This is a genomic window from Brucella haematophila (assembly GCF_005938105.1).
GTDB classification, from domain to species: Bacteria; Pseudomonadota; Alphaproteobacteria; order Rhizobiales; family Rhizobiaceae; genus Brucella; species Brucella haematophila.
The window spans coordinates 1-23,968 of sequence record NZ_VCPE01000009.1 but is presented as its reverse complement, the minus strand read 5'-3'; the positions used below and the strand labels follow the sequence as shown (position 1 = coordinate 23,968).

The following is a 23,968-nucleotide window of genomic DNA, read 5'->3' as shown; positions in this document are numbered from 1 at the left end:
CAAGGCACCCACGGTCAATATAAAATAGATGGCAACTTTATGTTTCTGCTGGCCTTTCACGATTGCCATTAAATTTTTGCTCATCTGTCGGTTGGCAACCAAACGTCAACTTCCACCCACTAGGCTCGTGGCCTATTAGTTTGCTATAATATAAGAGCAAGTTCATTGTATTTCCCGATCCTCTAGTGCCGAAGTCAGAGTTTATGCGTCATACGGCAGACAAAGATCCCGGAAAGAAGCAGCGGAAACCCTTCCGGGTTTCACGCCTGATTGGACTCGACGCCTGGATTGATTCAGGCTTGTACAATCTGCATTTCCGTCTGGGCGAATGGTGGGAAAACATCACCATCTTTTCGCGCCGCTTTCGCGTGCGTGGCTTCCGGCGCTTTGTCGTAGAAGTTCTGGACGAAGGTTTCACGCTCGGCGTTGCGGGTTCCGTGGTGCTCCTCATGCTGGCGCTTCCCGCTTTTGAGGAAACCAAGAAAGACTGGCGCGCGCAGGACGATTACGCCGTCACTTTCCTCGACCGCTACGGCAATGAAATTGGCCAGCGCGGCATTTTGCACCGTCAGGCCGTTCCCATCGACGAATTGCCGGATCATGTCATCAAGGCGGTTCTGGGCACCGAAGACCGCCGCTTCTTCGACCATTACGGCATCGATTTCTGGGGCCTGAGCCGCGCGCTCAGCCAGAATATGCGCGCCAATGGCGTTGTGCAGGGCGGCTCGACCATCACCCAGCAGCTTGCAAAGAACCTGTTTCTTTCCAACGAACGAACGCTCGAACGCAAGATCAAGGAAGCCTTTCTGGCCCTGTGGCTGGAAAGCAATCTGAGCAAGAAGGAAATCCTGCAGCTCTATCTCGACCGCGCCTATATGGGCGGCGGCACATTCGGCATTGCAGCCGCGTCCGAATTCTATTTCGGCAAGAACATCAAGGATGTCTCGCTCGCCGAAGCCGCCATGCTGGCAGGCCTGTTCAAGGCGCCTGCCAAATTCGCGCCGCATGTCAATCTGCCTGCCGCGCGTGCCCGGGCCAATGTCGTCTTGTCCAATATGGTTGAAAGCGGTTTCCTGAGCGAAGGTCAGGTCGCCGTTGCGCGCCGCCATCCGGCAAGCGTTATCGACCGCGCCAAGAATGAAAGCCCCGATTATTTCCTCGACTGGGCCTTCGACGAGGTCAAGCGGGTTGCGGGGCACATGCCGCAGCACACGCTGATCGTTCGCACCACACTGGATAGCAATATCCAGCGGGCGGCGGAGGAATCGCTCGAATATCACCTGCGCCAGTTCGGCAAGGAATATAATGTTGCGGAAGCCGCAACAGTCGTTCTCGCCAATGACGGCTCGGTGCGGGCGCTTGTCGGCGGGCGCGATTATGGCGAAAGCCAGTTCAACCGTGCCACCCGGGCTTTGCGTCAGGCGGGGTCGTCCTTCAAGCCCTATGTCTATGCAGCCGCGATGGAAAAGGGCCTGACGCCCAACACCATCGTTTCCGATGCGCCGGTCAGCTGGGGCAACTGGTCACCGCGCAACTATGGCCGCAGTTTTGCGGGCCGGGTCGATCTGACGACGGCGCTCGTGCGTTCGCTGAACAGCGTGCCTGTGCGTCTTGCGAAAGACTATCTGACTACCGCGCCGGTCGTGGCGCTGACCAAGGCGATGGGTGTGGAATCGCCGATTTCATCGCACAAGACGATGGTGCTCGGCACATCCGAAATGACGGTGATGGATCAGGCCACCGGTTTCAATGTCTTTCCAAATGCAGGCATGGCAGGCAATCGCCATGCCTTCACGCAGATCGTTTCTTCAGACGGTCGCGTGTTGTGGGATTTCACCCGTGACGCACCCAAACCGCACCGCGCTTTGTCGGAAAAAGCCGCCTTTGAAATGAATTCGATGCTGGTTCAGGTGCCGGAACGCGGCACGGGCCGTCGCGCCGCACTGCCCATGACGCGTGTTGGTGGCAAGACCGGAACGACGCAGAACTATCGCGATGCATGGTTTGTCGGCTTCACCGGCAATTTCACGGCGGCGGTCTGGTTCGGCAACGATAATTTCACGCCGATGAAGGAAATGACCGGCGGTATTCTGCCTGCGATGGCTTGGCAGCGCATGATGTCCTATGCGCATCAAAACGTCGAACTGAAGCCGATCCCCGGCGTGACGCCACCCTTCCCCGCGCCACCGAAAAACCCGGCGCCACAGGTGGCCAATGCCAAGCCGGAAGAAACCATGGCCGCGCCGCCACGGGTTCTTTCACCAATGGCAACAAAGGTTCTCAAGGAGTTGCATGAGCGTTTCATGGCCGCACCGCCTCTGCCAAAGATTGCCGAGCGGACCAAGATTTCGGTACTTTGAGGATATAAGCGCGCAACCCATGCTTAAAAACATTCTCAAAGCTGCTTTTGTACTGGCGCTTGCGCTCGGCGGGGGCATTTTCAGCGTCCATTTCATCCTCGACCGTTTCAACGGTTTCGGAGAATTGCAGGTCGGCGCATGGACGGCATTCCCCGACGATGGAACTGCCGATGCCGATCCCTATTCCCGCGCTCGCGCCGCCCGCAAGGCCTATCTGGCGCTTGGCACAGCCGAAGGCCTGCCTTTCTATGCGCGCCGCGACAGCAGCGGGCGCGACTTGCGGCGCGGCTGCACCTATCGCCTGACGGGAGCCACGCCGCCAGCCCGGTTCTGGACTGTCTATCCGGCGACACCTAACCTCAACCCGATCAAGCCGCGTGATGGCCTGCAGGCAGCGCTTCATTCACAGGAAGCCCTATATGATAGCGACGGCAGCGTTTCCATCACCATCGGTCCCGATGCCCGCACAGGCAACTGGCTGCCGGTGGAGGGCCAAGGCGGGCTGGTTCTCGTCATGACACTCTATGACACGCCCGCCGCAAGCTCGTCCGGCCTGTCCGATCTCGTCATGCCTGCCCTTGTTCGCACAGGGGACGACTGCCATGGATGACAATCATGGGTAGTTTCCTCCGCCTCATCCTGCTTGGTCTCGTCGGCGCGGCCATCGTCCACATCTGCGTGCTGTTCCTCGTTCCGGTTTACTCGGATACGAATGCCTGGGCGCGCATCGAAAATGCGACGACACCCTATCGCTTTTTCGCGCTTGATGAAAAGAAAGGCCCGGTCAGCGATCGGGACCCGTTGGTCAAGGAAGCCACCTGCCGCTTCGATCTCGCCGACGGTCCGGTTCATATGACCACCACCGGCATTGTACCCTACTGGTCCTTGTCGATTTATGCGCCGAATGGCGACAATCTCTACAGCATCAACGATAACGTCTCCAATGAGCGCAAGCTTGATCTCATCATCGCTGACCCTGTCGGCATGGCGAGCCTCAAGGCGGACGGTTCGCAGATCGATGCGCAGTCTCTGGCGGTCGAGCAGAATATTGGCGAGGGTGCCGCTGTTCTGCGTGTCTTCATGCCGGATGCGACCTGGAAGGCAGAAGTGCAACGCTTCTTCGACGATGCCCAGTGCACGCCCTTCGAGGGCAACTGAACACGCCTCCGGCGATCCCAAATCTTCTACGGCACGGTTAATGAGTTGCTAAGGCTTCGTGCCTATTATCCGGTGTGCTGGCCATTGCGGGGACCTTTGATGGCAGCGAGTGTATGCCTACCGGAGTATTCTGCGTGACAAATGATCAGTTCCGCGCCCTGGAGGAAATTTCAGGCAACCGGAGCCCGTCGAATTCAAAAGCGGGGAGCAAGGCGGACGACCTTTTGGCGGCCGCTATTTCTGCGTTTGCCGGTATCACGCGCCCCGGTCGTCAGGACATGCAGCAGCTCGAAGATCTGGTGATGCCGCTACTGCAATGCGCGACCACGCGCGGCAAACGTCACGCGGCCAATGCCCTCGCCCAGCTGGAAGAAGCGCCGCGCCGCGTCGTGCTGGCACTTGCCGCCGAGCCGGTGGAAATCTCCGCCCCCATTCTCTTGCGCTCGCCGTTGCTGCGTCCGGGCGACCTGATCGATCTCATCGGCCAACATGGGCTTGCCCATGCCCGCGCCATTGCCCGTCGCCAGTCCGGCGATATTCTGCTGCAAGGTGTGCTGCGCAGCTTTGCCGATCCGGTGATCGACCGCACACTGACGCTGCAAGACAACCTCGCGAACATCGAAGCCGAGCCGCTTGAAAAGCCGCAAATACCCGATCTGTCGGCAGCCAAAGCGCCTTTGATGAGCGGCGGCAGTTCGGAACGTCTGGCGCGTGCGCTGCAACAGCCATTCTTCAATGCGGGAACGCTGCTCGGTTCCGACCGGCTGATCGAAACCTCGCTTTTGATCGACAGCCAGTTTTTCCGCAACGCGCTTGCCGATGCGCTTGATCTGTCGTTTGAGCGCGCCGATGCCGTTATCGGAAAATGGCCGGAATCACACCTGCCTATCGCGCTGAAGGCGCTTGGCCTTCCAGCCGCCGAATGCTTTCTGGTGATGACCGCCGTTCTTGGCACCATTGACACAGACCGCGACGGCCTGCGCGAGTTTGTGCATATCTACCGGTCCATCGATCGGGAAAAAGCCATGGCGCTCGTGCGCCGCTGGAAAGCCGAAGACATGTCGGCCATGCTGCGCAGCAAACTGCGCGAAATGGCCGATGATGACGAACCGCTGGCGGATGCCGCCAATAGCGATGCACCGGCTGCGGATAACAGGATCGTCAAGTAAAGTTAGAAAGTCTCGCCGTCCTGCGCGATGGCGAAGAACAGAGACGCATCAGCCACATCTTCCAGTTCGACCAGCCACAGGTCAGGATCAAAGCGGATTTCCCGCTGCATCCTGTCACCAGCTGTCATGTCATCGGCATCGTGCAGAATGCGCAAGAACTTGCGCTCGCCATCATTGTCTTCCTCATAGGACGTCTGCGGCGCAGGCGAATAGAGATCGCACGTGCCGAAACGCGAGCTGACCTTGATGAAGATCGCGCCCGCTTCCGTCGATCCGCGGCGGGCAAGATAGGCAAAGCCGCCCTCACCCTGCACCCGGCGGATCAATGCTGAAACCCAGAAATCCGATGTCAGTCGCATGGTCGCGTAAATACTTTTTTCTTACGCATTATCCGACGCAAAACCGCTTCGCACTTTTGCTGGAAATGCTTCTAGCTGATGAGCCCGATTTCACGCATCTTGGCGATGAGCGTGGAATCGATTTCGCCGGTCTGACGCATGCCGAACAGTTTCTGGAACTCACGAATCGCGGATTCCGTCGCCTTGCCCGGCTGACCATTGACCGGCACCATATCATTGCCGAAAGCCTTCAACCCGGCCTGCACGCGGATGATATCCTGCGATGAGACTTTTTCTGCCGGGCCTGCCGGTGCGCCAGCCGGTTCCTTCTTCTGAACCGGCTTTTGATAGGCGGCAAGATCAGGCTTCGTCTTTGCAGGCGTCTCGTTTTTCAACACAGCCGGTTGCGCAGATAATTGCGGACGCGGCGTCGGCACAGCCACCACTTCGATAGCCTTGGCGACATCATCCTGTTGCGCAGGCGCCGGGCTTTCGACCTGTGCTGGAACACTGGCCTGCTGCACGCCGAGCTTCTGCTGCAAAGCGCGCCAGCGATCCACAGCCTCGCGGGTCTGCGGGCCGGTAAAGCCATCGACAGGACCTTTATAGACGCCCAGCATGGAAAGACGCTGCTGCAGGCGGGCGATCTCCAGATCGGCATTCGGCGCAAGTGCGGGCAGCATGTCGTCTGTTGCAGTGACATGCATGCGATCTGCCGACAGGTCGGCATCGTTCACGCCTTGCGCGGTCGTATTGCCGGCAGGCTGCGGTTCGACCGTTGCCGTTTCGACGGGCTTTGCTTCCGGCTGACTGGCGGCAGCGCTGCCGGGCAGAACCGCGCGCGGCGTCGGCTTGAAAACGAAATCAGGTCTTGTGCGGAAGAAAACGGCATTGTGCGCCTCTGGCTGATACCAGAGCGCATTTGCGGAAACGAAACTCATCACCACGAGAAAAGCCGTCGCCCCACCAGTCAGAACCGGATTGCGCACGACAAAGTCACCGGCAACGATGGCCAGTGCCGAGGCCGAGTTGAAGAAGAATTTAAGGAGCCGCGCCCCCAGACTACGCTGTTTTGCGGGTCTGCGTGTGGATCTGCTCTGCGACCCGCTCTGGGTTCTGCTCCCGGTCTTCGTCGTTCTGCCAGTCATTGCGCCTTTCTCCCTGGTGACGGTGCATATCGATCACCGTGCCAAGTTCCTGTTGTTCGTCATCTCCCGCGAGATATTGCGGCCCTGCCACCGGAAGGCGGATCGTGACGACCGTGCCTTCGCCGGGACAGCTCTTGAGGTTCATCGATCCCTGATGCAATTCCACAAGGCCCTTGACCACGGATAGTCCAAGGCCGCTTCCTTCCTGCGCGCGCGTATAACTGTTGTCGGCGCGCACAAAAGGCATGCCGATGCGCTGCAAGTCTTCCGGCTCGATGCCGATGCCGGTGTCCGAAACGCTAATTTCCAGCATGGCGCGACCGTCAGCCACCACCCGCGCTGCGTCGATGGTGACGCAACCGCCGGTCTCGGTGAACTTCACGGCATTGGCTGCCAGATTGAGAAGAATCTGCTGCACTGCGCGGCGGTCAGCCGTCAGTTCGCCAACGCCAGCGCCAACGCGGTGGCAGAAGGCAACGCCCTTCTTTTCCGCCTGCGGCAGCAGCACGGAGGTGCACATTTCTACCGCGTCGCGGAAGACAAAGCTCTGCGGCGCAATACCGTAAGTGCCGGTCTCCAGACGCGAACTGTCGAGAACCGCATTTACCAGTTCCAGCAGATAATGCCCCGACTGATGGATCAGACCGGCATATTCACGATGCTTTTCATTGGCGAGCTGACCACCCACCCCATGCGAAAGCATGTCGGAGAAACCGATAATGGAATTGAGCGGTGTGCGCAGTTCATGGCTGACCGAAGCAAGCAGACGGCCCTTGCCCACGCGCTCCGATTCCAGTTCGGCCTTCAAGGTTGCGATTTCATCCAGAAGCTTCTGTTCGCCTTCCAGTGACCGACCCACCAGCGTGATTACGCCAGCGGCAGTCAGGCCTTCCAGACGATAGGCGCGGAAAACCGGGTTGCCAGCTTCGATGGAGCGCAAACGGATATCGACACAACGAGACGCAATGCCCGAACGCAGATCAGCCAGAAGCGAAAGATAGTGCACGCGGTCGGCCACATGGACGCGATCGACCAGCGCGGTCGCCTCCAGCATTTTTGGCTGCATGCCAAGAAGCTTTGCAGTCTTGTTGCCCACAGATGCGATGACGCCTTCTGCATCGAGCACGAACTGCACGTCGCCTTCGGCAACAGCGACTTGGCGTACTACCGCTTCGCTATGCTGCGGCTTCACGGCCAGACCGACGCTGCGTGCAACAAGGCTTGCGGCATAAAGAACCAGCACTGTGACGGATGCCAGCGAACCACCGGCAATCACACCGCCGCTCGTCATCGCAAAAGCGCTGACAATGGCAAGGGCCGCAGCGGCACCAGCGATTGCGGCGGCTGGCTTGCGGCTGACAAGCCAGATTTCCAGCGGCAAGGCAGCCGCCATCAGCCACAAGGCGGCATCGCTGCTGGAGACCATGCCAATCGTGGCAAGTCCAGCGCCATAGGCGGCGAAATTCAATGTTCCGAGGATGGCAGCGCTCAATCCCATCAGTGAGAGAGCGCAGAAAATCATCGCCACACCGGCAAAGCTGGCAGCGAGAATGGCAAATTCGGTCGGGCCAGACGCAAGGCCGGAAGCCAGCACGGCAGCGATAAGCAGCACCGGCACGGCAATGACCGAGCCGACAACGCGCATGGCCGTCGCATCGGGCTTGATCACCCAGCGGCGGCAGAAACGTTCGTAAAAACGGCCGAGCGTCTGCACGCCAGTGCGAACGGTCTTAGCTGCTTTCAAAAGAATGGCGTTCAACGTGCCCTACTCACTCAAACTCATACACATACTCATCGGCCCGGAACATCCGAGAGGAACATTCCCGACGATGTTCAGATTGCAGGTGAGGCTTTAAGGAAACGATAAAACGATGCCCTTGAATGCAGATAAGCATCATCAGGGCCGTGCTTTTCGACCTATGGTAAACAGAGGGTAGCGATTGCTTGTACGAAAGCGCGAAGATGGCACAATCTTCCGCCTCTCGTCCCGCAGATCACAGAATTGCGAATCGCGCGGTTACGGAATCTTTTCGATTTCATCGGACATTGGCGACATTGTTCGATTAATTAAAGGCGCGCCACAGCAACAAGGCCATGATCCGTTTCCTCATCAAATCCGTATTCTGGCTATCGCTGGCATTCATTGTGATGCCGCGCTTTTTCCCAGCGGAACAGGAAAATAACAGCGCCGACAAGCCTGCCGCAGTGTCCCAGACACGTGGCGAGGCGCAAGGCGCTGCGAATGGTGAGCGGAGCACCGTGGATCAGCTTTTGGCCAATGGCAAAACGGCCATTGAGATCGGCAAGCTTTGCGTGGACAATCCAAGTTTCTGCGAGAATGGCACATCGCTGATTTCCAGTGCTGGCAGCGGTTTGCTCAAGGGCAGCGGCCAGATGCTCGATTATCTGAGCCAGCGTTTCGGCAACAAAAAGGAAACGCCTGTTGATGCACAGCCCAAAGCCGAAGTTGAAAAGCCCGAAATGACGGTCTCCGAAATTCTGTCCGGGCAGAGCGCCCCTCAACCCGCCGGTTTGAGCAACATCCCGATCCCGACCTCGCGTGCGGCAGCCTTGCGGGCGCTGGATCGCCGGACCACAGGCGCGATCCCTGCAAAACAGTGATCTTTCCCGTGACCTTGCCGCCATTCATGACTATATAAGCGGCACAACACCGCAAAGACGGCATTTCAGGCGAGTATCATGACGACCACAATCGATAGCATCATGTCCGACTTCGAATTTCTCGACGACTGGGAAGATCGCTATCGCTATGTCATCGATCTCGGCAAGGAATTGTCACCCTATCCCGACGATGCCCGCGATGCGGAACATAAGGTTCAGGGCTGCGTCAGTCAGGTGTGGCTCAAGACGATGCCGCAGACCGGCACGGACCCGGTGATCGAATTTCTGGGTGATTCCGATGCCCATATCGTGCGCGGTCTCGTTGCAATCGTCCTCGCGCTCTATTCCGGCAAACGCGCTTCGGAAATCCTCGCCATTGAACCGGAAAGTGTGTTGAAGACGCTCGGCCTCGACGAACATCTCACGCCGCAGCGTTCAAACGGCCTGCGTGCCATGGTCGCCCGCATCCGCCGCGAAGCGGAAGCGGCGAAACTCTCAGCTTAACAAAGCTTCCACCGACAGAGCGAGTGCGAGCAGATGCTTGTCGGTGCCGCCGCGTGCGGTCAGCATCAGGCCTGTTGGCAGCTTCATGCCCGGCATCGGCAGCGTGATGCTGCACAGGTCGAACTGGTTGCCGACCTGTGTATCGCGCAGCGTCAATCCTTCCACACGGTCATATTCATCTTCGTCGTGGCTGACCGAAGCAATCGTCGGCGCAACGATCGGCGTGGCAGGCGTGGCGAATGCATCGAAGCCGCGCAACCGCTCATCCATCTCGCGGATCAGCTGATTTCGGGTTGCCACCATGGCTTGATAGGTCTCGTCCGGCACTTGCAGGCGCACCGATAGCGGACGCTTCACGCGCAGATCGACATTGGCGTCGGGGTCGCGCAGCCATGTGTCGGCATGGATGCGGCTTGCCTCAATGCCGACAATCGATCCGGACGTGCTTGCCTCACGCCAGCGCTGGATCAGATCATCCAGCATGATATCGACAAGCGTCACGCCTGCCTTTTCAAGCGTTGCCAGCGACGCTTGAAAATGCGCAGCCACATCCGGTTCCATCGCGTCCAGAAGATAGCCCCTCGGCACGGCGATCCGCAGATTGGACAGCGGCACCGCATCCGGCAGGACCGGTGCTTCGCCCGCCATTACGGCATCGGTCAAAATGGCATCTGCAACCGTCCTGGTGAGCGGCCCAATGGAATCGAGCGACGGCGCCAGTGGAAATGCACCATCCAGCGGAATGCGCCGCGCCGTCGGCTTGAAACCGACAATGCCGTTCAATGCGGCTGGAATGCGCACCGAACCGCCCGTATCCGACCCGATGGCGATTTCGCTGGTGCCTTCAGCCGCCGAAACCGCCGCGCCGGACGACGAACCGCCCGGAATGCGCGTCGGATCGACGGCATTGCCCGGCTCGCCATAATGCGGATTGAGACCAACCGGCGTGAACGCAAATTCGGTCATATGCGTTTTGCCGTCGATCACCGCGCCCGCATCGCGCAGGCGTTGCACGATCGTCGCATCCCTGACCGCAGGCGCGGCGGTGCGCCGAACCACCGACCCGGACAGCGTCGGCTCGCCTGCAACGTCGAAGAGATCCTTGATGGAAACAATGCGGCCATCCAGCGGACCAAGGGCCTGCCCCGTCCGAAGGCGCGCATCGGCAGCATCTGCTTCCGCCCGCGCCCGCTCCGCATAAATCTTGCTGAAAACATGCTCACGATCGCTGCGGGCTTCAAGCCGCGCCAGCACAGTTTCCAGCCGATCCCGGACATTCGACGACATGCAAATTCTCCCCAATTTTTCCACCAGATCGCACCGGCTTTGCCCTTGCGATAAGGTGGCATCCAGTCACTGTCAATCGGAGCTATCCGGCCCCGCCTGAAATGATCGTGCGGCAAAACAGTCGCGGATTACGGGCATGGCCTCTTGCGCCGTTAGCGTGGCTGGCCCACCGGACGGATAGGCCAGCACCAGACGCTGGCGCAGCGTTTCATCTTCGATGGGCAGGCACACGACTTTTCGCCCGTCATGGCTGAAATCATGGCCGGGCCGCGTGAAAAGCAGCGACACGCCGAGGCCATTCGCCACCATACCGCGCACCATCTCCACGGATGTGGTTCGCAGCGCGATATTTGGCGACAGACCCTGCTGCCAGAACGGCACCAGCAGAAATTCGCGGCTGAGCGGCAGATCGACAAGGATGAACGGATAGCGCGCAAGTTCGGCCAGGGTCACGCTCTTCTTTGCAGCCAGCGGACTGTCCGGCGGCACCACCGCATGCGGCGCATAAGACAGCATGGTTTCCCATGCGACCGTCTCCGTCAGACCCACATCATAGGTGATGCCGAGATCGACGATGCCTTTATCCAGCGCCCGCGCCATGCCCTCAAGATCGAACTCGCGCAGCTTTACGCGCATATCGGGAAACACCTGTTTCAAATGGCCCAATATCCCCGGAATACAAACCGGCCCCAGCGTGCTGAAATAGCCAAGCGTCAGCCGCGCCGCGCCCTCGCCCTTACCCGATACGGCGAAGTCTTCAGCGCCAGCCAGAAGGAGCCGCGCCTCTTGCAGCTTGCGGCTGCCGAAAGGCGTCAGTTCCAGTCCCTTGGCCTGCCGCCGCTCGAAAAGCGGTTGTCCCAGATCGTGTTCCAGATCGCGGATTGCCGCCGATATGGAGGGCTGAGAAACATTGAGCTTTTCGGCAGCACCCGTCGCGCTGCCAGCCTCGGCGGAAGTGACGAAATAGTGGAGTTGGCGAAACGATATCATTAAAGGATTTTCCTATAATGACTGCTCGATTTCAATTCTTTTTCCGATACTGAACTGCGTTTAGCCTCCCCTCAAATTAAACAATAAGGGGATAAGAACATGTTCAACGAAAGGGCTCCGTGCCTCGACGGAATTCGCGTTCTGGACTTCACGCGCGTTCTGGCCGGGCCGTTCTGCACTGCCTTGCTTGGCGACCTTGGTGCGGAAGTCATCAAGATCGAAAGCCCGGAAGGCGACGACTATCGCCATATCACGCCCGGCACAGCCGATGGCGGCGGGCTGTTCCTGCTGATGAACCGCAACAAGAAAAGCATCTCCATTGATCTGCGCAAGGAACGCGGGCGGCACATCGTTCGCGAGCTGGCAAGGAATGCCGATATCATCGTGGAAAATTTCCGCCCCGGCGTGATGGACCGGCTGGGGCTCGGGTATGCCGAGCTTGCCAAAGACAATCCGCGACTGATCCATGTCGCGATTTCCGGCTTCGGCCAGCAAAGCCCGATGGGCAATCTGCCTGCATATGATCTCGTCGTGCAGGCTGTGACCGGTTTCATGGATATTTCCGGTGAACCGGATGGACCGCCGATGATGACCGGCGAATCCGTTGCTGACCTGACAGCCGGGCTTTTTGCGTCCTGGTCGGCGCTGGCCGCACTTCTTGCCCGCGAACGCACCGGCAAGGGCCAGTTTGTCGATGTGGCCATGTATGATTGCCTGTTCAATCTTCTGCCTGCGGCACTGACCCAGCAGCTTTATGGCAGTAAGTCGCCGAAGCGGGTAGGAAACCGCCATCCGCTGAGCGCGCCTTTCGGCGTCTTTGCGGCAGCGGACGGATATCTGACGATTGCCGTTTTGAGTGCGAAACAGTTTGCCGGTCTGGCGGAGGCTCTCGGCCAACCGCTGCTTGCGACCGACGACCGTTTTTCCACGGCGACCGCGCGCAACGACAACCACGCCGAACTGAAGACCATCATCGAGACGTGGAGCACGGCCCTGCATGTCGAACAGGTGATCGACGCCTTGCAGGCTCATGACGTGCCATGCTCGCCGGTGCTTTCCGTTTCCGATGCGACCGGCAGCGAACAGGTGCGTGCACGTGGGCTGTTGCCGGAAGTCACCTCTCCGAACGGCCCGGTTCGCGTTCTGCGCCAGCCGGCCAAGTTCTCCGGCATGGATTGCCCCGCCCCGACACCGCCGCCCGCGCTGGGAGCGCATGCTGCTGAAATATTGCATGAAAAACTGGAACTCTCTGCCGCGGATATCGAAAGCCTTGTGCGCGACGGCGTGTTGCACGGCCTGACACTGCAACCGCAGCCGCTTTTGAAGGAAACCAACCATGACGCATGATTGCCTGCTGACCGACGAACAACGGATGATCCGCGACAGTGCGCGCAGCTACGCCCGTGAAAAACTGGCCCCGACCGCAGCCATGCGCGACCGTGAGCACCACTATTTCCCGCGCACCGAGATGCAGGAACTGGGGGCGTTGGGCTTTCTCGGCATGCTTGTTGCCGAGGAATGGGGCGGCGTTGCAACCGACCATCTGAGCTATGTGCTGGCGCTGGAAGAAGTCGCCGCCGCTGATGGCAGTATCGGCGCGATGATGGCGCTGCACAACGGTCTCATTTCGACACCCTTGCGCGTGCATGGGAGCGACCGGCAGAAGGAACTTTATCTTCGTCCGCTGGCGGAAGGCCGGTTTAACGGTGCTTTCGGCCTGACCGAGCCGGAAGCCGGATCCAATGCCTTTGCGATCCGCACCAAGGCTGTCAGGGTCGATGGTGGCTTTCGTCTCACCGGCGCAAAACAGTTCATGTCGAATGGCAAATCTGCCGATATCGCCATTATTTTTGCGGCAACCGAGAGCGACGATCCCCGCCGCCGCATCACCGCATTTCTGGTCTCCCCGACAGCACCGGGCTATGTCTGCGTGCGCATCGAAGACAAGCTCGGCCTCGCCGCGTCGGAAACCTGCCAGGTGCAGCTCGACGATGTGTTTGTCGCCGATGATCATGTGCTGGGCGAAGTCGGCGGCGGCTATGCTCTGGCGATGAGCACGCTGGAACTCGGTCGCCTTGGCATTGCGGCACAATCGCTTGGGCTGGCGCAGGCGGCCTTCGACCACGCTCATGCCTATGCGCTGGAGCGGCAGACTTTCGGCAAACCCATCATCGAGCATCAGGCCGTTGGCTTCCGGCTGGCGGAAATGCAGACACAGATTGAGGTAGCGCGCAACTATCTGCACTATGTCGCCCGGCTGCGCGATGCAGGCCAGCCTTGCAAGACAGAAGCCGCAATGGCGAAACTCTTCGCCTCCGAGATTGCCGAAAAAGTCGCCTCGGAAGCGATTCAGGTTCATGGCGGCTATGGTTATCTCAAGGATTTCGCCGTCGAACGCATCTATCGCGATGCCCGCATCTGCCGCATTTACGAGGGAACCAGCGATATTCAGAAGCTGATTATCGCAGGTTCCCTCGCAAAGAAAGGCAAGGCGGTTTGATCGATCCGCGTGCGGCCTCAGCGCATTTGAGGCCGCGCTGCCGGGCGGTAACCATCCACCCCCCAATGCAGCACCACGCCCCGGCGGCGGTCGCTTTCGCGCGGCGGATTATAATGCCGGTGCAGCATGGCAAGGGCCGTCTTCAGCACGACCTTGCCAGAGCGCACCGGCCATTGCCGCTCGCGCTCCACGCGCTCCAGCCCTTTCAGGAAACAGCAGACATCAACCAGCACACCGTTCAATTCCGGCCCGACTGCTTCCAGCGCCCGCTCAACCCGCATCCGGCTGGCAAGCGCAATATCGGTCAATTCCGCCATGCCGCCTGCCCCGCCGCGTCCACCGCCACCAACGCCGATATCCCAGCGCGATGTGATCGACGGCATCAGCGAACCCCGTGTAAAATCAGCCCGCAAGCGTTCCCCGGCATGAAACTCATCCTCCGAAATGAAAGCGTTCCCATCCGCGCCCTTGCGCCGATAGAGCATAGCCAGCGGCGATTCCGCCAGATTGACCTCAACCGTCTCGCCGGGAGCCATTTCGACGGAAGCGGTAATACGCGCCGGTTCGTGCGACGCCTTTCTGATGGATTTCGCGCTCCCGCGCCCCTTGCCGGAAAGTGCCAGCTTCTGACCGTCAATCTGCAACAGTCCCTTGCCGCACATGGCTGTTATTTCGCTCCGCGCGACAGCAATCGACCCCTGCTCGCCAACGAGCAGCATATGCGTGTCACGAACCGAGTCTTGCATCTCGCAGGCCCCTGTCTTCAGGAAGCGCAGCACTCTCATTTCCGAGGCCGAAAACTGTGTGGTCATGCCGCCATCCTCCAGGTTGAAAAAGCCGAATTCACAATGCGTTCAAAGGCAGTCACGATGGCGTCAAAATCGACATCGTCACGCATATCCTCCACGAGATGGCAGGCATGCATGACCGTCGTGCGATCCCGCGCGAAACCCAGCGCCACCTCCCGCATCGCCAGACCAAACGATGTATGCGCCACATACATTCCGATCTGCCGGATACGTGCCACATTGCGCCGGCAGCGCGTTGGCGCACGCAACTCCTTGCCATCCACACCGAACGACGCCACCAGAAGGTCGATCAGCGTCTCGCACAATTGCACACTGTACTCCTCCCGCTTGCGATCCGTCGTTCCTTCAACCGGGTCGAGAAGAAGGGGCCTCCCGTGCCGGGCCGCGATCAACCGCAATGCTTCAAAAGCATCTGCCCGTGTATGAATGACATCCGATAGTTCCAAAGACATTCATCTTCCCTCATCTGAATAGGAATATCTTCTTATAATGAGGAAATTGCAAGGGAGGATAAGTTTGCGGGATAGACTTTGGGATGACCAAAGCGGCGCTGCTAAAGAACGCTTTTCACTATTCAGACTCTGGAGACAGGACAGCCAGCCCGCTACTATCCCCTATGTGTTTGCTTTCGATAGAGAATTCCCCTAACCGTAAACCTGTTCACCAAGGCAAATGATACGCGGAATGCCTGCATGCCCGTCAAACATAGTTCTCAGGTTGTAGGAATATTATCCACATCATTCGGAATTCGCCCATCCTGTTTGCACCAACAAACAAGGATGAGCCTTATGAAAACAGCGCTGGAACAGGCCCGCAAAACCTTTCTCGCCAAACGGGAGCGAGACCGGATGAGCGCCATGCAGCGCGTGGCCCTGCAAATCATGGCGGGAATCGATATTGACCGAATGATGCATGCATCAGAGCCGGAAAAACAGCACGCTGCACGTCGCCTCACGCGACTGATCGAACGTGAGCGCCTCAAGGGTACCAATGGCCACTGGAGCTACGATCTCAATCGCCATATCGCCTTGAAACAGGCACTCGACAGGCTTGAAGGCAAAGACCAGCGCAGCGCTTGCGACGCGGCGCGTGGGACACGAAAAAGTGACCGTCAAAGAAGACGCATGCATACAACAGCGTCAAACGGTAATCACAAGCAAAGGATCGAGATTGGATAAGATAAATCGTGCGACAGAAAACTCATCAAAGCAGGATCAGAAATCAGTCCGGTGGACTGACTTCCCGGTGGCGGCGTTCCACACTTTTCGGGATGTGCTCCGGAAACGCAAAGAGCGTGCCCTGTCCTGCCGGTAGCAGATCGGGGCACGCTCTGATTTTTCAGTCCGGCACATCGTTATACGAGAACCGTTTCACAGTTCTCGCGATGCGCCGTGAGGATCGCTGATTAAGCGCCCTTCGGCTTGCGGCCGAGGCCCATCTTCTTTGCCAGACGCGAACGAGCGGCGGCATAGTTCGGAGCAACCATCGGATAGTTAGGATCGAGATCCCACTTTTCGCGGTACTGTTCCGGGGTCATGTTGTAATGGGTCATCAGGTGACGCTTGAGCGACTTGAACTTCTTGCCGTCTTCGAGGCAGATGATGTAGTCGTCATGAACCGACTTCTTCGGATTGACGGCTGGCTTCGGCTTCTCAACGACAACCGGCGCTTCTTCGCGTTCAACGTGACGCTTGAAGGCGGCATGAACATCGGCGATCAACAGCGGCAACTCGCCCGCACGAATCGAATTATTGCCAACATAAGCAGCGACAACATCCGCGGTCAGGCTCAGAAGCAGTTCTGCGCTTTCGTCGTGCGTATCCAGATTTTCCATCGGTTTTCCTTTTATTACTTCTTATCGTTTTGTTTTTCCGCAACTTTCGGCATCGATGACACATCTGAAGTCGTGATTGCGTATCTCAGAACTCTGCCTAGCTCATTTATGACCGCACTTAACAACTGCTATCGTCTTTTGCAATAGAATTGTTGCGCGAAACTACATTAATAATAGCCTATTATTCTTCACGCCACAAATAAAAAGAGTGAAAACAAAGCCTTTCCATGGAAGTCCGCCCTCGGCAATTTCATTGGTTCAATCATGACGCGCATCGTTTATTACCGATAAAGCAACCGTATATAGTCTTTCGGTACGGCACGCATAATTTGTATGACCAAATTCAACAACCGCTTTTTGCTTGTTGCTATGTTCTGACGAGTCGAAACAAACACATTTCACCAATTGCAGCACTGCCTCTGAAATCGGGCGTGAAAAAGGCATAAGTTAAATATATTTCATTGAAATCAACTCGCTTTCGGCTGTGCTCGAAACTATATATGCATCAATATCCGCCTTAAAAAGGGTCATTAAAGCGACCCGCAACAATTTGAAACAATGTTCGTTGGATTTTTGAATGCCTGAGAACTCTTCCCTGCCACAGCCTCCGCACGCCCCGAAACATCCGCATAAGGATACCCGTCACGGCATTACCCGCACAGACGACTACGCCTGGCTTCGTGCAGACAACTGGCAGGAAGTATTCAAGGACCCGTCGGTTCTGGCGCCGGAAATCCGCACGCATCTCGATGCAGAGAACGCCTATCAGACAAGCCTGATGCAGAACACCGAAGCGCTCCAGAAAGAGCTTTTCGCGGAAATGCGCGGGCGTATCAAGGAGGATGATTCCTCCGTCCCCTCAAAAGATGGGCCTTACGCCTATGGCGTCTCCTACCGCACCGGCGGCGAGCAGCCCTATTTCATCCGCACGCCGCGCGACGGCGGTACCGAGACGATCCTGCTCGACGGCGACAAGGAAGGCGAAGGCAAGGCCTATTTCCGGCTTGCTTCGGCGGACCACGCCCCCAATCACAATCTGTTGATCTGGGGATATGACGACAAGGGATCGGAATTCTACAAGCTGAAGGTTCGTGATCTCACGACCATGGCCGAGCTTTCGGATATTATCACCGATACCAATGGCGGCGGCACGTGGGATGCGGCAAGCGCTGGCTTTTTCTATACACGCCTCGATGAAAACCATCGCCCGTCGAAGGTCTTTTATCACCGCATCGGCAGCGACCAGTCCGAGGACCAGCTGATCTTTGAAGAACAGGATCCTGGCTTCTTCCTCGGCGTCGGCGGCTCCGCGCTGGACGACTATATCTTCATCGATATTCACGACCACGAAACATCGGAATGCTGGCTGCTGCCCGCCAATGATCCGGCGGCCAAGCCGCAACTCGTTATGGCCCGCAAAACAGGCACGGAATACGATATCGCGCCGGGCGGCGACGAATTCTTCATTCTGACCAATGCCGATGGCGCCAAGGATTTCAAGATCTGCAAAGCACCAGCCGCCGCGCCTCAGCCGGAAAACTGGGTGGAAGTGGTGGCGGAAAAGCCGGGCCGACTGATCCTGTCCCATTCCGCCTACAAGCATCACCTCGTCTGGATCGAGCGCGATAACGGCCTGCCGCGGATCGTCATCCGGGATCGCAAGACCGGTGAAGAACACGCCATTGCCTTCGATGAGGAAGCCTATTCGCTTGGCCTGCATGGCAGCGCCGAATATGACACCGACGTCATCCGCTTCTCTTACTCGTCCATGACGACGCCGGAACAGCTTTTCGACTACAATATGCGGACCCGCGAGCGGACGCTTTTGAAGACGCAGGAAGTGCCATCGGGCCATGTCATTGACGATTATGTGACGCGCCGTATCCTCGCGCCCGCAGCCGACGGCGAACTGGTGCCGGTCTCGATCCTCTATCACAAGGATACAAAGCTGGACGGCTCGGCCCCGTGCCTGCTCTACGGCTATGGTTCCTATGGCATCACCATTCCGGCAAGCTTCAGCACATCGCGCCTGTCGCTGGTGGATCGCGGTTTCGTCTACGCGATCGCGCATATTCGCGGCGGCAAGGACAAGGGCTTCGCCTGGTATGAAAACGGCAAGCGCGACAAGAAGACGAACACCTTCACCGACTTCATCGCAGCCGCGAAGCATCTGGTCGGTGAAGGCTTCACCAGCCATGACCGCATCGTCGCCCATGGCGGCTCGGCAGGCGGCATGCTGATGGGTGCGATTGCCAATCTCGCGCCGGAAGCCTTCGGTGGGATCATCGCGGAAGTGCCGTTTGTCGATGTGCTAAACACCATGCTCGACGATACGCTGCCGCTCACCCCGCCGGAGTGGCCGGAATGGGGCAACCCGATTGCCTCGGAAGCGGATTACCGCACCATCGCCGCCTATTCGCCTTACGACAATGTGAAAGCGCAAGCCTATCCGGCCATTCTGGCTGTCGCAGGCCTCACCGATCCCCGTGTCACCTATTGGGAACCAGCGAAATGGGTTGCCAAGCTGCGCGAGTTGAAAACGGATGACCATCCGGTGCTGTTCCGCATCAATATGGATGCGGGCCATGCGGGTGCTTCGGGCCGTTTCTCGCGGCTGGAAGAAGTCGCCTATACGCAGGCTTTTGCACTGAAAGTCGTTGGCAAGGTTTCAGGCTTCGAAAGCTGAAGCGCATATCACGCTCCAGCGGGTTTACCTCGCTGGAGCAAGTTAAAATAAGCTACACGTTCGGCCTTCAAGGCCCTATACTATTGCTGACTTATACTATTGCATATTGAATATCGTCACGGAGATTGGACCATGAAAACCGGATGCGTGACCTTTCTGGCAAGCCTGGCACTGGCGCTTCCAGCCCTTGTGCCCGCCACCACGGGCGCGAATGCGCAAGTGCGGAAAGATGTAAGCGAATATGCGGGGCGGCGTTGCAGCGCGCCACCGAAGGGCAGCGGCATTATTCTCGGTCAGTTCAGCGGTGTGGACGATTCTCCCATGGTCAGCATGGACGGCATCGTTCCAGTCGATCGCATGCGCTGCTTCACAAACATATCCGAGTGCAAGGGCTGGCTCTATACGATGCAGAGCAAATATACCAATGCCGGTCCGGCAACGGTTGCGCGCTGCATCAAGCGATAAATCCCGCCCAAAAAACTGCAATTTTTGGCAGCACCATAAAATGGCAATATGATTGTCGGAGGATAAACGCGGGCCGCGTAACGGGAAAGAGCGGAACACTATCGGGGGGCTGAAATCGATTTGGGAGGATCGAATATGCAGCAGGCGAGCTATGTTCATGGCGCGAGTGACCGGTTTCTGATCGGCGATACGATTGGCAATCATCTCGACCGCATCGCAGAACAGCACCCTGACCGGCCAGCTGTGGTCGTGCGCCACCAGAATATCCGCCTGACCTATGCAGAACTGAACGCCCGCGTTGACGCCCTTGCGGCAGGTCTTCTCGCCATCGGCCTGCGTCCCGGCGAGCGGGTTGGCATCTGGTCGCCGAACAATCTCGAATGGATACTGACGCAATTTGCCACGGCCAAAGCGGGCCTGATCCTCGTCAATATCAATCCCGCCTACCGGGCGCATGAACTGGAATATGTGCTTGCCAAGGTCGAATGCTCGGCGCTCATCCTCGCGCCATCGCTCAAGACCAGCAATTATCTCGATATATTGCGCTCTATCGTGCCAGAACTGGATAGCGCCCGACCCGGCCATCTTGTGTCGCAGCGCCTGCCAGCCTTGCGCTGCGTGATCCGCCTTGGCGACGAACAGACCGATGGCATGATGAACTTCGACGCGGTTGCCGCTGCGGGCGATGAGGCGGCGCGTGACGAACTGCAACAGCTCTCGGAAGATCTGCAATTCGACGACCCGATCAATATCCAGTTTACCAGCGGCACCACGGGCAGCCCCAAGGGCGCCACCCTCTCCCACCACAATATTCTGAATAACGGCTTCTTCGTTGGCGAAGCCATGCGCCTGACCGAACAGGATCGGCTGTGCATTCCGGTGCCGTTCTATCATTGCTTCGGCATGGTGCTTGGCAATCTTGCCTGCATGACCCATGCCGCCTGCATGGTGATCCCGAATGAAAGTTTCGATCCGCTCCTGACCTTACAGACTGTGCAGGATGAACAATGCACGGGCCTGCATGGCGTGCCGACCATGTTCATCGCCATACTGGAGCACCCGGAATTCGCAAAGTTCGATCTTCAGAGCCTGCGCACCGGTATTATGGCCGGATCGCCCTGCCCGGTCGAAGTCATGCGCCGGGTGATCAGCGAAATGCACCAGAGCGAAATCACCATCGCTTATGGCATGACGGAAACGAGCCCCGTCAGTTTCCAGAGTTCTACCAACGACCCGCTGGAACGGCGTGTTTCAACTGTTGGCCGCATTCACCCGCATCTCGAAGTCAAGATTGTCGATGCAGATGGCCGGATCGTGCCACGTGGCGAAAAGGGCGAGCTGTTGACGCGGGGCTACAGTGTCATGCGCGGCTACTGGAACGATCCGCAAAGCTCGGCAGGCGCTGTCGATGACGCAGGCTGGATGCATACCGGTGATCTCGCCACCATCGATGCGGAAGGCTATTGCAACATAGTCGGGCGCATCAAGGATCTGATTATTCGCGGCGGCGAGAATATCTACCCGCGCGAGATTGAAGAGTTCCTGTTCACCCATCCAGCCATCAGTGATGTGCAGATTTTCGGCATCCCTGACCGCCGGTTTGGCGAAGTCATCTGCGCCTGGATCAAGCTCAGTCAGGACGGACGTCTGAATGAAGCGGAACTGGTCAGCTTCTGCCAGCAGCGGATCGCCCATTACAAAATCCCGGCGCATATCCGCTTTGTCGATCAATTCCCCATGACAGTTACCGGAAAAATCCAGAAATTCGTCATGCGGCAGACCATGATCGAAGAACTGGAGCTGGAAGAAATAAAGACCGCATAGAGCGCATCCCGAAAAGTGTGAAACGTCTCCGCAGGAAAATCAGTCCACTGGACTGATTTCTGATCCTGCTTCGATCAGAAAAGATGCGCGTTAAAACAAAGAATTAGAGCGCCGATCTGATTCAATCAGATCGAAACGCGCTCTAAACCCAGCTATTGAGCTTTATAGCCATTCGCATGTGGGGGAATGCTTTTCAGATAGGCTGCGATAGCATTGCGGTCTGCTTCGGTCAGATGCGCCATATTGGACACTACATCGGTCATTGATCCGCCAAGCGAATCGAAGTCCGGTGTGAAGCCGCTTTGCAGCGCATAGGCGATGTCTTTTTCGCTCCAGTCGCCGATGCCGCCTTCGCCCGTCGTGATATTCGGGACGACGCTCTTTTTGCCATCGCTGCCCGTCTCCGCCGACAATGCGCCCGCCAGCCATTGGTCGGTTTGCAACCCGCCAATGATATTGCGCGGCGTATGGCACTCGCTGCAATGACCGAGCGCTTCGGTCAGATATTGTCCGCGCTTCACGAGATCCGATGCGTCGGCAATGGCAACTGCCGGGGCATCCGACAGGTAAAGATGCTTCCATAAGCCGAGACTGCGGCGGATATTAAACGGAAAGCCGAGTTTATGGGGTGCTGCGACATTGTCCGATGCGGGCAGTGTTTTCATATAGGCATAGAGATCAGCTACATCCTGCGGCTTCATTCGGGCGTAGGAGGTGTAAGGAAAGGACGGGTAGAGGTGCTCGCCCTGCTTGCCCACGCCTTTCAGCATCGCATTGGCAAAATCCTGAATGGTCCAGGTGCCGATCCCCTGCTCGGAGGGCGAGATATTCGGCACGACGAAGGTGCCAAAATCCGAGACCAGTTCGTAGCCGCCGGCAAGCACCTTGCGCGCATCGCCCGCAGCGCCGGGTGCGGCGTGGCAGGATGCGCAACCACCCGCCCAGAAAACCTGCTCGCCTTTGACAGCATCGCCGGGCTTCATTGAAGTCAGAACCGCGCTGTCCACCTTTTGCGGCGTGGTCAGAATCCAGAAGGCGGCAGCGCCGATGACAAGCACAGCGCCCGCGGCATATGCCAGTTTGCGGACCATCCTACCCATTCCATTGCGGCAGCCTCACCCATCAGGCGAAACTGCCGATTTTATCGAAGCCTATCAGTTTTTCTTGACGCGGAAGGCCTGATGGCAGGAACCGCAATTGGCGGCAACCTGCTGGAATGCCGTTTTGAGCGTATCGACATCCTGCGGCTTGGCCGCTACAGCAGCGGCTGCATCGTCGCGGAATTTTTCGACATGCTTGACGAAATCGTCCTTGTTTTCCCAGATTTTCGGCGATGCTTCCGTATCACCCTTATCCGAACCAGCAGGAAACAGCGTATCGACATCGAGCTTCTTGGCGTCGGCGTCGATCTTTTCAAGCGCAGCCAGAACAGCAGCAGCTTCGAACGGCTTTTCGCCTTTGACCACCGGCGCGATTGCGCCCACCGAACGACCCAGATCTTTCATGATAGCCTGACGATCAGCAATCGCGTCGGCCTGAGCCAGTCCCATATTGGCGACGAGAACTGCCGCAGAACCAACCGTAAGAAAAAACAAACGCATGTAGTCCTCCGCATTTAAGTGAACAAAACTCATCCCTTGGCCAAATATCCGATACAATTCCTGCCATTGCAATGATCGGATCGAACATATCGCCCTTGCGGAAAGTAAAACGTGTTCTTTACGGAGATTTATACATTTACATCACGATAACGTGAAAAACATGAGTTAATTACTATTCTTCAAGACACTCCGCCGAAACGGAGTGTCCATCTATACTTTTATGCCAAGATGCCCCCGCACCTCAGCGTCAATTATTTATTTTCAGAGACTGGCTGTGGCGCTGATTGCCCAATCCGGCAAAGCCACACCCAAGTTGCATAATCCTCGCAATCCTTCAGACAGCTTCCACCACCATCGGACATCCCCATCATGACGCAGGCGTAAGAAGGGCTCGCTGCAAGCGAAGCAATAATGCATGCAAATGCCAAAACCTTATTCAAAATAAAGAACTCCCAATGTTTATTTACAAATAAATTTTTCCATATATCTAATATTTTTTATATAATAATTAGGTCTAACCAATATATTACTCATAACTATTTCAAAATCTGAAAAAGTCATGACCTCCACCAGAGGTGGAGGTTTGGGACGCTACGCTTGAACCACTAGAAGTGGTTTTGTTATGTGTTAGTAAGAGCCCTTAAAAAGGTCGGCATGGTCGGAAGCCTTGTCG

Annotated in this window: 21 protein-coding genes and 1 pseudogene; 12 read left to right on the top strand and 10 right to left on the bottom strand. The window is 57.5% G+C overall.

Features of this window, described 5'->3' with window-relative positions; genetic code table 11:
• Nucleotides 1-203: 203 nt before the first annotated feature.
• The 4 genes from FGI60_RS13990 to FGI60_RS13975 all read left to right on the top strand — a co-directional run bounded on the left by FGI60_RS13990 (nt 204) and on the right by FGI60_RS13975 (nt 4,687).
• A complete protein-coding gene (locus FGI60_RS13990) occupies nt 204-2,360 on the top strand; it encodes a penicillin-binding protein 1A (protein WP_138785731.1) in 2,157 nt (718 codons plus the stop codon).
• Nucleotides 2,361-2,379: 19 nt separating this feature from the next.
• A complete protein-coding gene (locus FGI60_RS13985; RefSeq protein ID WP_138785730.1) occupies nt 2,380-2,970 on the top strand; it encodes a DUF1214 domain-containing protein in 591 nt (196 codons plus the stop codon).
• Between the two features lie 5 nt (nt 2,971-2,975).
• Nucleotides 2,976-3,518: a DUF1254 domain-containing protein gene (locus FGI60_RS13980; protein WP_138785729.1), complete on the top strand. Its 543-nt coding sequence runs from the start codon at nt 2,976-2,978 to the stop codon at nt 3,516-3,518.
• Nucleotides 3,519-3,652: 134 nt separating this feature from the next.
• Complete coding sequence (locus tag FGI60_RS13975; RefSeq protein WP_138785728.1) at nt 3,653-4,687, top strand: DUF2336 domain-containing protein; 1,035 nt, start codon at nt 3,653-3,655, stop codon at nt 4,685-4,687.
• Between the two features lie 2 nt (nt 4,688-4,689).
• On the opposite strand, the gene FGI60_RS13970 is transcribed toward FGI60_RS13975, so the two are convergent.
• The 3 genes from FGI60_RS13970 to FGI60_RS13960 all read right to left on the bottom strand — a co-directional run bounded on the left by FGI60_RS13970 (nt 4,690) and on the right by FGI60_RS13960 (nt 7,932).
• Nucleotides 4,690-5,046: a DUF1491 family protein gene (locus FGI60_RS13970; protein ID WP_138785727.1), complete on the bottom strand. Its 357-nt coding sequence runs from the start codon at nt 5,044-5,046 to the stop codon at nt 4,690-4,692.
• Nucleotides 5,047-5,117: 71 nt separating this feature from the next.
• The gene (locus tag FGI60_RS13965) at nt 5,118-6,173 is read right to left on the bottom strand and encodes a peptidoglycan-binding domain-containing protein (RefSeq protein WP_138785726.1); all 1,056 of its coding nucleotides are present in this window, start codon (nt 6,171-6,173) and stop codon (nt 5,118-5,120) included.
• The gene (locus FGI60_RS13960) at nt 6,088-7,932 is read right to left on the bottom strand and encodes a sensor histidine kinase (protein WP_138785725.1); all 1,845 of its coding nucleotides are present in this window, start codon (nt 7,930-7,932) and stop codon (nt 6,088-6,090) included. The genes FGI60_RS13965 and FGI60_RS13960 overlap by 86 nt, the downstream gene beginning before the upstream one ends.
• 335 nt (nt 7,933-8,267) lie before the next feature.
• Here FGI60_RS13960 and FGI60_RS13955 point away from each other — a divergent pair, with 335 nt between their 5' ends.
• Nucleotides 8,268-8,795: a hypothetical protein gene (locus tag FGI60_RS13955; protein WP_138785724.1), complete on the top strand. Its 528-nt coding sequence runs from the start codon at nt 8,268-8,270 to the stop codon at nt 8,793-8,795.
• Between the two features lie 78 nt (nt 8,796-8,873).
• On the top strand, nt 8,874-9,299 hold the full coding sequence (locus FGI60_RS13950; protein ID WP_138785723.1) for a SufE family protein: 426 nt from the start codon (nt 8,874-8,876) through the stop codon (nt 9,297-9,299).
• Here the strand turns inward: FGI60_RS13950 and FGI60_RS13945 are convergent.
• Both FGI60_RS13945 and FGI60_RS13940 read right to left on the bottom strand, forming a co-directional pair.
• Complete coding sequence (locus FGI60_RS13945) at nt 9,291-10,586, bottom strand: amidase (RefSeq protein WP_138785722.1); 1,296 nt, start codon at nt 10,584-10,586, stop codon at nt 9,291-9,293. The genes FGI60_RS13950 and FGI60_RS13945 overlap by 9 nt on opposite strands.
• Before the next feature lie 72 nt (nt 10,587-10,658).
• Nucleotides 10,659-11,576 carry a LysR family transcriptional regulator gene (locus FGI60_RS13940; protein ID WP_138785721.1) on the bottom strand — a complete coding sequence of 306 codons (918 nt, stop codon included), beginning with the start codon at nt 11,574-11,576 and terminating at the stop codon, nt 10,659-10,661.
• A 99-nt stretch (nt 11,577-11,675) separates the two neighbouring features.
• On the opposite strand from FGI60_RS13940, the gene FGI60_RS13935 reads away from it, so the two are divergent.
• Complete coding sequence (locus tag FGI60_RS13935; RefSeq protein WP_138785720.1) at nt 11,676-12,923, top strand: CaiB/BaiF CoA transferase family protein; 1,248 nt, start codon at nt 11,676-11,678, stop codon at nt 12,921-12,923.
• On the top strand, nt 12,913-14,076 hold the full coding sequence (locus FGI60_RS13930) for an acyl-CoA dehydrogenase family protein (protein WP_138785719.1): 1,164 nt from the start codon (nt 12,913-12,915) through the stop codon (nt 14,074-14,076). The genes FGI60_RS13935 and FGI60_RS13930 overlap by 11 nt, the downstream gene beginning before the upstream one ends.
• A 17-nt stretch (nt 14,077-14,093) precedes the next feature.
• Here the strand turns inward: FGI60_RS13930 and FGI60_RS13925 are convergent, their stop codons facing one another.
• Together FGI60_RS13925 and FGI60_RS13920 are read right to left on the bottom strand one after the other, a co-directional pair.
• Nucleotides 14,094-14,888 (bottom strand): DUF6456 domain-containing protein, encoded by a 795-nt coding sequence (locus FGI60_RS13925; RefSeq protein ID WP_138785718.1) that lies wholly within the window; start codon nt 14,886-14,888, stop codon nt 14,094-14,096.
• Nucleotides 14,885-15,331, bottom strand: a complete 447-nt coding sequence (locus tag FGI60_RS13920) for a helix-turn-helix domain-containing protein (RefSeq protein WP_138785915.1) — start codon at nt 15,329-15,331, stop codon at nt 14,885-14,887. The genes FGI60_RS13925 and FGI60_RS13920 overlap by 4 nt, the downstream gene beginning before the upstream one ends.
• A gap of 342 nt (nt 15,332-15,673) precedes the next feature.
• On the opposite strand from FGI60_RS13920, the pseudogene FGI60_RS13915 reads away from it, so the two are divergent.
• Nucleotides 15,674-15,955 (top strand): annotated as a pseudogene (locus FGI60_RS13915) (cytoplasmic protein); the annotation flags it as partial.
• A 335-nt stretch (nt 15,956-16,290) separates the two neighbouring features.
• On the opposite strand, the gene FGI60_RS13910 reads toward FGI60_RS13915, so the two are convergent.
• Nucleotides 16,291-16,719 (bottom strand): MucR family transcriptional regulator, encoded by a 429-nt coding sequence (locus FGI60_RS13910; protein ID WP_109368585.1) that lies wholly within the window; start codon nt 16,717-16,719, stop codon nt 16,291-16,293.
• Nucleotides 16,720-17,296: 577 nt separating this feature from the next.
• Here FGI60_RS13910 and FGI60_RS13905 point away from each other — a divergent pair.
• From FGI60_RS13905 to FGI60_RS13895, 3 genes are all read left to right on the top strand, one after another.
• Entirely contained in the window at nt 17,297-19,405 is a 2,109-nt protein-coding gene (locus FGI60_RS13905) for a S9 family peptidase (RefSeq protein WP_138785717.1), read from the top strand.
• A gap of 132 nt (nt 19,406-19,537) precedes the next feature.
• Nucleotides 19,538-19,870: a metallophosphoesterase gene (locus FGI60_RS13900; protein WP_138785716.1), complete on the top strand. Its 333-nt coding sequence runs from the start codon at nt 19,538-19,540 to the stop codon at nt 19,868-19,870.
• 135 nt (nt 19,871-20,005) lie between these two features.
• Complete coding sequence (locus FGI60_RS13895) at nt 20,006-21,694, top strand: AMP-binding protein (protein ID WP_138785715.1); 1,689 nt, start codon at nt 20,006-20,008, stop codon at nt 21,692-21,694.
• Between the two features lie 152 nt (nt 21,695-21,846).
• On the opposite strand, the gene FGI60_RS13890 is transcribed toward FGI60_RS13895, so the two are convergent.
• Nucleotides 21,847-22,785 carry a cytochrome c gene (locus FGI60_RS13890; protein WP_138785714.1) on the bottom strand — a complete coding sequence of 313 codons (939 nt, stop codon included), beginning with the start codon at nt 22,783-22,785 and terminating at the stop codon, nt 21,847-21,849.
• A 63-nt stretch (nt 22,786-22,848) separates the two neighbouring features.
• Nucleotides 22,849-23,295 carry a c-type cytochrome gene (locus tag FGI60_RS13885; RefSeq protein ID WP_138785713.1) on the bottom strand — a complete coding sequence of 149 codons (447 nt, stop codon included), beginning with the start codon at nt 23,293-23,295 and terminating at the stop codon, nt 22,849-22,851.
• Nucleotides 23,296-23,968: the final 673 nt, after the last annotated feature.